At 72.5% G+C, this 8,738-nt stretch carries 7 protein-coding genes, 1 tRNA gene and 1 pseudogene; 4 read left to right on the top strand and 5 right to left on the bottom strand.

The window, feature by feature from the left end:
- Positions 1-63: 63 nt before the first annotated feature.
- The 3 genes from GV126_RS12940 to GV126_RS12930 all read right to left on the bottom strand — a co-directional run bounded on the left by GV126_RS12940 (position 64) and on the right by GV126_RS12930 (position 3,095).
- Positions 64-798, bottom strand: coding sequence for an ABC transporter ATP-binding protein (locus GV126_RS12940; RefSeq protein WP_159665850.1), 735 nt, complete (start codon positions 796-798; stop codon positions 64-66).
- Positions 774-1,715, bottom strand: a complete 942-nt coding sequence (locus tag GV126_RS12935; RefSeq protein ID WP_159665848.1) for an ABC transporter permease — start codon at positions 1,713-1,715, stop codon at positions 774-776. Before GV126_RS12935 ends, GV126_RS12940 begins: the two co-directional genes overlap by 25 nt.
- Positions 1,716-2,024: 309 nt before the next feature.
- Positions 2,025-3,095 carry an ABC transporter substrate-binding protein gene (locus tag GV126_RS12930; RefSeq protein WP_159665845.1) on the bottom strand — a complete coding sequence of 357 codons (1,071 nt, stop codon included), beginning with the start codon at positions 3,093-3,095 and terminating at the stop codon, positions 2,025-2,027.
- A gap of 614 nt (positions 3,096-3,709) precedes the next feature.
- Between GV126_RS12930 and GV126_RS12925 the strand changes: the two genes are divergently transcribed.
- Positions 3,710-4,291, top strand: coding sequence for a biotin transporter BioY (locus GV126_RS12925; RefSeq protein ID WP_159665842.1), 582 nt, complete (start codon positions 3,710-3,712; stop codon positions 4,289-4,291).
- On the opposite strand, the gene GV126_RS12920 is transcribed toward GV126_RS12925, so the two are convergent.
- Together GV126_RS12920 and GV126_RS12915 are read right to left on the bottom strand one after the other, a co-directional pair.
- Positions 4,278-5,645 carry an FAD-binding oxidoreductase gene (locus tag GV126_RS12920; protein ID WP_159665839.1) on the bottom strand — a complete coding sequence of 456 codons (1,368 nt, stop codon included), beginning with the start codon at positions 5,643-5,645 and terminating at the stop codon, positions 4,278-4,280. The two genes, GV126_RS12925 and GV126_RS12920, sit on opposite strands and share 14 nt — an antisense overlap.
- Before the next feature lie 128 nt (positions 5,646-5,773).
- On the bottom strand, positions 5,774-7,261 hold the full coding sequence (locus GV126_RS12915) for an amino acid permease (protein WP_185946687.1): 1,488 nt from the start codon (positions 7,259-7,261) through the stop codon (positions 5,774-5,776).
- 233 nt (positions 7,262-7,494) lie between these two features.
- Here GV126_RS12915 and GV126_RS12910 point away from each other — a divergent pair, with 233 nt between their 5' ends.
- The 3 genes and pseudogenes from GV126_RS12910 (at position 7,495) to GV126_RS12900 (ending at position 8,602) form a co-directional block, all read left to right on the top strand.
- Complete coding sequence (locus tag GV126_RS12910) at positions 7,495-7,980, top strand: ribose-5-phosphate isomerase (protein WP_159665836.1); 486 nt, start codon at positions 7,495-7,497, stop codon at positions 7,978-7,980.
- 134 nt (positions 7,981-8,114) lie between these two features.
- Positions 8,115-8,387: pseudogene (locus tag GV126_RS37455) on the top strand (DNA-formamidopyrimidine glycosylase family protein); the annotation flags it as partial.
- Between the two features lie 138 nt (positions 8,388-8,525).
- Positions 8,526-8,602, top strand: a tRNA-Pro gene (locus tag GV126_RS12900).
- Positions 8,603-8,738 lie beyond the last annotated feature (136 nt).

Below are 8,738 nucleotides of genomic sequence, written 5' to 3'. Positions count from 1 at the left end.
CCCCCGGGGGGGGGGCGGGGCTCCGGGGCCGCCCCTGGTGGCCGTCCGGGCGCGGCCGGTGGCTCACGCGGGGTCCTCGGTGACCCCGAGGGCGGCCAGCAGCCGCTCGCGGTACGCGCCCAGGTGCGGATCGCGGGGCGAGCGCGGGTGCGGACGGTCCAGGGCCAGGTCCAGGCCGATGCGGCCGGAGTCCAGGACGAGGATCCGGTCGGCCAGCACCAGTGCCTCGCCCACGTCGTGGGTGACGAGCAGCACCGACGGCCGGTGGCGCTGCCACAGCGCGCGCAGCAGGCCGTGCATCCGGATCCGGGTCAGCGCGTCCAGCGCGCCGAACGGCTCGTCGGCCAGCAGCAGCTCCGGCTCGCGCACCAGCGAGCGGGCCAGGGCGGCACGCTGGGCCTCTCCGCCGGACAGCTCGCTCGGCCAGGCCCGCTCCCGGCCCGCCAGGCCCACCTCGGCGAGGGCGGCCCGGCCGCGCTCGGCGGCGTCCTTGCCGTCCGTGCCGAGCAGGACGTTGGGCAGTACCCGGCGCCAGGGCAGCAACCGGGAGTCCTGGAAGACGACGGACACCCGTTCGGGAGCGCTGATCTCGCCGCTGCCCTCGACCCGGTGGTCCAGTCCCGCGACGGCCCGCAGCAGCGTGCTCTTGCCGGAGCCGCTGTGCCCGAGCAGTGCCGTGAACTGGCCGGCCGGCAGGTCGAGGTCGATGCCGTCGAGGACCGTACGGCCCGCGAACGAGCGGGTCAGGCCGCGCAGCCGGACGGCGGGCCGGGTCAGTTGCTCAGTGTGCGGCGCCACGACAGCACCCTCCGTTCGATCAGACGGACCACGCTGTCGGAGACCAGGCCGAACACGCCGTAGACCAGCAGGCCGACGAGGATGACGTCGCTCTGGCCGTAGTTCTGCGCCTGGAACATCATGTAGCCGAGGCCGCTGGTGGCGTTGATCTGCTCCAGCACCACCAGGCCCAGCCAGGAGCCGGTCACGGCGAGCCGGAGCCCGACGAAGAAGCCGGGCAGCGCGCCGGGGACGACCACCTGGCGGACGAACCGCAGCCGGGACAGCCCCTGCACCTCGGCCAGTTCGACGAAACGGCTGTCGATGCCGGACAGCGCGGCATGCGTGTTCAGATAGACCGGGATGTAGACGACGATCGCGATGATCGCCACCTTGAAGGTCTCGCCGATACCCAGCCACAGGATGAACAGCGGGATCAGACCGAGGGTCGGGATCGCCCGGTTGAGCTGCACCGTCCCGTCGATCAGCGCCTCACCGACCCGGCTGAGCCCGGACGCGAGCGCCAGCAGCACCCCGGCGGTCAGGCCGATCGCGAAGCCGTAGCCGGCGCGCCGCAGCGAGGTCCCCACATCCGTGGGCAGCGTGCCGTCGGTCCACAGCCGCGCGGCCGTCCTGAGCACCGTCCAGGGGGCCGGGATCGCGCCCGGGTCGAGCTGCCCGGCGGCGGAGCCGCCCGCCCACAGGGCGAGGACGACGGCCGGCCCGATGAACCGGGCGGCGGGCAGGCGGCGGCCGGGGGAGAGCCCGCGGCGGGCCCGGGTCCGGGGCCGGCGGGGGGGCGGCGCGGCCCCCGCGCCCCCCCCGCCGCCCGCCCCCCCGGCGGGCGGCGGGCCGGGCGGGGCCCCCCCACCCCCGGGGGTGGTCGGGGCCGTGGGGCCCCGGGGGGCCCCCGGGGGCGGGGGGGCGGGGGGGGGCACCGCCCCCCCNGGGGGGGGGGGGGGGGGCGGGGGGGGGGGGCGGGGGGGGGGGGGGGCCGCCCGCCGGGGGGGGGGGGGGGGGGGGGGCGGGGGGGGGCGGGGGGGGGGGGGGGGGGGGGGGGGGGGGGGGGGCGGGGGGGGGCGGGGCGGGGGGGGGGGGGGGGGGGGGGGGGGCGGGGGGGCCGGCGGGGCGGCCGGCGGCGGGGGGGGGGGGCGAGCCGGTCGAGTCCGTCCAACCCGTGGAGTTGGTCGAGTCCGTGGGACCCGTGGAGTCCGTCGAGGTCGTGGCTGCGGTGGTGGTCACGGCCCTCACCTCCGGTACTGCGCCGGTACGGCGTCGGCGGCCAGGGACTCGAAGCGCCGGTCGAACAGCGAGTCGACCGTGAACTTCTTCACGAAGCCGCCCTCGGCGAGCAGGTCCGCGGTCTCCTGCTCCCACCGGATCGCCTCGTCCCAGCTGGGCGGGAACAGCGGCTTGTTGGCGAGCTTCGTGACCGCCTCGGCCTGGGCGAGGGTCAGGTTCTGCGTCTTGACGTAGAACTCCCGGTTCCACACGTCCGGGTGCTCCCACTGCCACACCAGGCCCCTGGCCCAGTGCGGGATGTACGCGGCGACGGCGGCGGCCTTGGCCCGGTCGGCGAGCACGGAGACCGGCGCCCACAGCAGTTTGAGCAGGTCCACGACGTCGGTGGGAATGGTGCGGGCACCCTTCGCGCCGTACTGCTTCAGATAGGCCGGCGCCTGGCTGTTGGCGAGCGGGGCCACGTCCACCTGGCCGGACTGCAGCGCGGTGAGGAACTGGTTGCTGGTCAGCGGGACCAGCTTCACCTCCTTGTAGGTCAGGCCCGCCTGTTTCAGGGCGCGCAGCAGGACGACGCCCTGGGCCTGCCCCTGCGAGAAGGCGAGCCGCTTTCCCTTGAAGTCCGTGACCGCGTGGATGTCGCTGCCGGGTTTGGTGGCGAAGAGGTAATTCGGTTTGCGGGTCACGTCGATGGCGACGATCTTCGCTTCGAAGCCCTGATAGTGCGCCTGGATCGGGGGAATTCCCGCATTGTCGGCGAGATCCAGGGACTTGGCGCGGAACGCGTTGATGACATCGGGGCCCGCGCCTATGTTCAGCCAGCTCGACACCGTGAACGGCAGCGCGGGCAATTTCGCCAGCCGGAACTGCAGTTGCTGCACGTTCTGATAGGAGGCGATCTTCAGGCTGGTGCCCGCCGGCACCGTGTCCGCGAGCGGTGCGGACAGGTCGGCGGACGATCCGGAAGCGGCGGCACTGGAGCCGGCGCAACCGCTCAGCCCGGCCGTCGCGGCGGCCACACCGAGCAGAGAGGAGAGGAACACACGCCGGTCCAGGCCGGGGGGAGGCGCCAAAGGCATGGGGGAACTCCGTGGGATCACAGGGAGAAGGAAAGAACGCGAGGGGGAATGCGGGACATCCCGGAAAACCGGTCGGGGGAGGTACGCGCGGCCGACGGACGCCCGCGCACGAAAACCCTTGTCCGGAAGGGAACTGACGGAGTTGGAACCACGTGCGGAAACGCACGGGAGAACCGGAGGAGAAGCGCTCCGGGGCGCGTCAACGGGTCAGCGACACAGGGTGCGACAGCTCGTGAGCGGGCTCATGAAAAGAATGCTCCCGGTCGCGGGCAACCCCTGTCAACGTTCGGAGTTTCCGACTCCATGAACATCGTGTGACACCGGTTCATGAATGCCGTGTGACACCGGTCCATGAATGCCGTGTGAGAGGGCGTCGTACAAGTCGCGCCACCTGGTGTCATAGAAGTCGCGTGGCCTGGCGTCATGGAAGTCGCCCGCGTCACCCCGCCCCAGTGACGGTTCTCACGCCGCGGGCGGTGTACGCCACCGGCTTTGTGCGGAGCCCACCAAGTGCCCGTTCAAGCCTTTGTCGAGCGCTGACGGTGTCCGGCCGGAGCACGCCGGTATAGCGTCACCGTGTTCCCACATGTCCACATCACCCCGCGGAGTCCCCCATGAGCACCGCCACCGTCGGCACCCGTCCCGGTGCCGTCCTCGCCGACCTCCTCCCCGCGTCCCGCGTGCGCGACGCCGCCCTCGTCGTCGGCGGCGCCGTGCTCACCGGCCTGGCGGCCCAGCTGTCGGTGCCGGTGCCCCACTCCCCGGTGCCGGTGACCGGCCAGACCTTCGCCGCCCTGCTCGTCGGCACCACGCTCGGCGCCCGCCGCGGCTTCCTCTCCCTGGCGCTGTACGCGCTCGCCGGTGTGGCCGGCGTGCCGTGGTTCGCGGGCGGCGCCTCCGGGGCCGGCATGGTCTCCTTCGGCTACGTCCTCGGCATGCTGCTCGCCTCCGCCGTCGTCGGCGCCCTGGCCCACCGCGGCGCCGACCGCTCCCCGCTGCGCATGGCGGGCACGATGATCCTCGGCGAGGCGATCATCTACGCCGTCGGCGTGCCCTACCTGGCCGTGGCCGCCGGCATGTCCGCCTCCGCGGCCGTCGCGGCCGGCCTCACCCCGTACCTGATCGGCGACGCTCTCAAGGCCGCCCTGGCGATGGGCGCGCTGCCCACCGCCTGGAAGCTGGTCAGCAAGCGCTGACGCCGTAGTTCCTGCACAGGAGGTTCGCCGGGTCGTAGCGTCGCTTCAGCCCGGCGAGCCTCTCGCGCGTTTGCCGGCCGTACAGCCCGTCGCTCCGGTCGCCGGCGCCGAAGGCGAAGTTGAGGGAGCGGCCGAGGGTGGCGTCCGCGAGCAGGGCGAAGGCCGGATCGAGCACCGCCCGCGCCGTGTCCCGGCCGCCCCCGGTCAGCAACCGCAGCAGAAAGCGCCCCTCGCGGTGCGGCACCGCGTTCGGCGCGGGCCGCGACAGCGCGCCGCCGAGGTGGTTGAGCTGCAGGACGCAGGGCGCGGCGGCCCCCGGCCCGACCAGTGAGAGCAGCTTGCCCGCCCGGTCGACGTCCAGAGCTTCGAGCACGGCGCTGTCGCCGTAGTAGGCGTGCGGGAAGTCCGGGTCGCTGTGGATGGTGTGGCTGTCGGTGTACGGCATCGTGCGCAGCGAGTCGGAGAGCACCGGAGCGATCCCGCGCAGCGGAGCGGTGAGGCGGTCCCCGTCGGCGCCCGTCCAGGCCACGCGCACCGAGAGGACGTACCGCCCCCGCAGCCGCGGCGGCAGGGCGGGCAGGTCCGGGTACGGGACGGCGGCGAAGGACGAGGTCAGCCCGTCCGGCACGGTGCGCGTCCACGCCTCGTACGCGCGCAGCACGGCCGCCGGGTCCACCGCGGCGCCGTCGAAGGCGAGCGAGCCGCCGTAGAGCCTGCGCACCGGGACGAGACCGATCTCCATCTCGGTGACGACGGCGAGGTTCTGTCCCGCGCCCAGCAGCCCCCAGTACAGGTCGGGCTGGGAGGCGGGCGTGACGCGGCGCAGCGTGCCGTCGGGGGTGACGGCCTCCAGCCACCGCACGTGGTCGGCGGCGTAGCCGAACTCCCGCGCGAGGATGCCCAGCCCGCCGCCCAGCGTGTACGACACGGCCCCCACGCCCGGCGCGGAGCCGTTCAGCGGAGCGAGCCCGTACGGCGCGGCGGCGGCCACCACCTGTCCCCAGCGCACCCCCGCCTGGACGCGGGCGGTACGGGCCTCGGGGTCGATGCTCACCCGGTCCATGCGCCGGGTGGTGACCAGGACGCCGCCCTCCGCGTCACCGGGCAGGCCGTGTCCGGTGGCCTGGACACCGAGCGGCAGGTTCCGGGCGGCCGCGTACCGTACGGCGGTGACCACGTCCTGCGTCGAGGCGGCGGCGAAGACGACGGCGGGCCCCTGGGCGAAGCCGAGCTGGAATCCGGCGCACTCGTCGGCGTATCCGGCACCGCCGGGCCGGAGAAGAACAGTGCCCTTCCCGGTCCGGCCCACCTGATCCGTGCGCCTCGTCCGCTCCCTGTGATCTGTCTGCTCCATGAAACGGATGCTGCCCCGCATACCTGACAGGTTCCGTCATGTTTGCGGGCGGTCGCATTCCTGCGCGACGACGAGGAGGGAGCCCCCGCGGGGACTCCCTCCTCGTGCTGCGGCCGGGCGCGGCTCGGTCAGTCGGCGGCCGTGACCTTCGCCGGGTCCGTGCCGTCGGCCTGCGCGGCGGACGCCGGGCGGTGGCCGCCGCCGAGCTTCTGCTTGATCGCGGCGATCACCAGCACCACCGCCGCGACCAGCAGCGACAGCAGCACGGTCTCGCGGCCGTCGTGCTCGGTGTCGGTCAGCATGTAGCCGAGGACGAAGACGATCAACGCGGCGGCCGCCCACGTCAGGTAGGGGTACAGCCACATCTTCACGACCAGCTTCTCCGGTGCCTCGCGCTGGATGATCCGCCGCATCCGCAGCTGCGAGAAGCAGATCACCAGCCACACGAAGAGGGCGACGGCGCCGGAGGAGTTCACGAGGAACAGGAAGACGGTGTCCGGGAACTCGTAGTTGAAGAACACCGCCAGGAAGCCGAAGGCGACCGAGACGAGGATCGCGGTCCGCGGCACGCCCCGTGCGGTGGTCCGGGCGAACGCCCGCGGCGCGTCCCCGCGCTCACCGAGCGAGAAGGCCATGCGGGAGGCGGTGTACAGGCCGGAGTTCAGACAGGACAGCACCGAGGTCAGCACGATCACGTTCATGATCTGGCCGGTGTGCGCGATGCCGAGGGAGTCCAGGGCGGCGACGTAGGAGCCCTTGTCGGTGATCGCCTTGTCGTCCCAGGGGATCAGGGAGATCACGACGAGGATCGAGCCCAGGTAGAAGACGCCGATCCGCCAGATGATGCTGTTGGTCGACTTGGTGACCGCGCGCTGCGGGTCCTCGGACTCGCCCGCGGCGAGGGTGGCGATCTCGCTGCCCATGAAGGAGAACACCACCAGCAGCACACCGGTGAGGATCGAGCCGGGGCCGTGCGGCAGGAAGCCGCCGTGGTCGGTCAGGTTGGAGAAGGAGGCCTGGTCGGCGTGGACGCCGGGCAGGATGCCGAAGACGGCCAGCAGGCCGATCACGATGAACGCGGCGATCGCGACGACCTTGATCCCGGCGAACCAGAACTCGAACTCGCCGTAGGAGCCGACGGAGACCAGGTTGGTGGCGGTCAGCACCAGCATGACGATCAGGGCCCAGCCCCACTGGGGGACGGCCGGGATCCAGTCGGCCAGGATCTTCGCGCCGGCGGTGGACTCCACGGCCAGCACGACGACCCAGAAGAACCAGTACAGCCAGCCGATGGAGAACCCGGCCCAGTTGCCGAGCGCGCGGTCGGCGTGCGCGGAGAACGAGCCGGAGGTCGGGTTGGCGGCGGACATCTCGCCGAGCATGCGCATCACGAGGACGACGAGCGTGCCGACGAGGGCGTAGGAGATGAGGATGCCGGGTCCGGCGGTGGCGATGCCGGAGCTGGAGCCGACGAACAGGCCGGCGCCGATGACGCCGCCGATGGCGATCATCGACAGGTGACGGTTCTTGAGTCCGGCCTGGAGCCCGGAACCGTGGTGGGGTTCGTGGCCCATCTGGCCGCTTCCAGCCTTCGGCAGGGTCGGCTGCGAGGTCATGGACGGATTTCCTTTACGCCGGGTGAGCGGTTCCCCGTACGAGCGGTGCACGAGTTGGTCCAGTGAATCCGAGGTCCTGGATTTCGTGAACCTTCGAAACGCAATCGTTACATGAGGTTCTCTTGAGGTCCGTTGTTTACGTCACATCTGCTTGATCCATGTGATATAGAGCCCATCTCCCGCGCATGCCACCCGGCGTGTCGGCACCCGGGGGGCCGTGCCACACTCGGACCATGCGCGTGTATCTCGGCTCGGACCATGCGGGCTTCGAACTCAAGAACCACCTCGTCGAGTGGCTGAAGGCGGCGGGTCACGAGCCCGTCGACTGCGGGCCGCACATCTACGACGCCCAGGACGACTACCCGCCGTTCTGCCTGCGTGCCGCCGAGCGCACGGCCGCCGACCCCGACGCCCTCGGCATCGTGATCGGCGGCTCCGGCAACGGCGAGCAGATCGCGGCGAACAAGGTCAAGGGCGTCCGCGCGGCCCTCGCCTGGAGCGAGGAGACCGCCGCCCTCGGCCGCCAGCACAACAACGCCAACGTCGTCGCGGTGGGCGCACGCATGCACACGACGGAGGAGGCCACCAAGTTCGTCGAGGTCTTCCTCAACACGCCCTTCTCCGGTGACGAGCGCCACATCCGCCGCATCGACATGCTGACGCGCTACGAGACCACGGGCGAGCTGCCGGCGATCCCGGCGCACCACCCGCAGCAGTAGCGGACGGCGCACCACCCGCAGCAGGAGCACGACGACGGAGCGGGGCGCCCTCGGGGCGCCCCTCCCGGCGCACGGGGGTCTGACCCCGGGCGGCGGGAAAAGGCCGGAAGAGGACCAGGAAAGGACACCGCACCGTGCCGGAGGGGCACACGATCCACCGCCTGGCCCAGGACTACGCCGCCCGCTTCGCCGGCCGGCCCGCCACCGTCACCAGCCCCCAGGGCAAGTTCTCCGACGCCGCCGACCTGCTCACCGGAGCGGAACTGACCGGCACCGAGGCCCACGGCAAGCACCTCTTCCTGCGCTTCCGCGACAGCGACTGGGTCCACATCCACCTCGGCCTGTTCGGCAAGGTGACCTTCGGCGACGCCCCCGCGCCCCCGCCCACCGACACCTGTCTCTTATCCACATCCGACGCCGCCGACGACTCCCTTCCTGATTTACCATCTCCTCGTCGGGGCGGGGCCGCGGCGGCGCGCCGGGATCCCGGGCGAAACCGGGCGGTCGCTCGGGCCGTGGGCATGTACCCTACGTGTCGCACCAGACGGGGTGTGGCGCAGCTTGGTAGCGCGTCCGCTTTGGGAGCGGAAGGCCGTGGGTTCAAATCCCGCCACCCCGACCACCACCGCCGGCCACCGGACCGGCGTACCTCGTGGGACGCACGTGACCTGCGTGACGGCGCGTGTCGTCCCGGCGCGCACCGGGCGGCCCCCGCGTGACGCGCGTGCCGGTGTGATCGCCTTTTGGGGCGCCGAGCT

The organism is Streptomyces mexicanus, from assembly GCF_902506575.1.
Taxonomy (GTDB): Bacteria; Actinomycetota; Actinomycetes; order Streptomycetales; family Streptomycetaceae; genus Streptomyces; species Streptomyces mexicanus.
The sequence above is the reverse complement of the archived record's forward strand: the minus strand, read 5'-3'. Positions and strand labels throughout refer to the sequence as shown.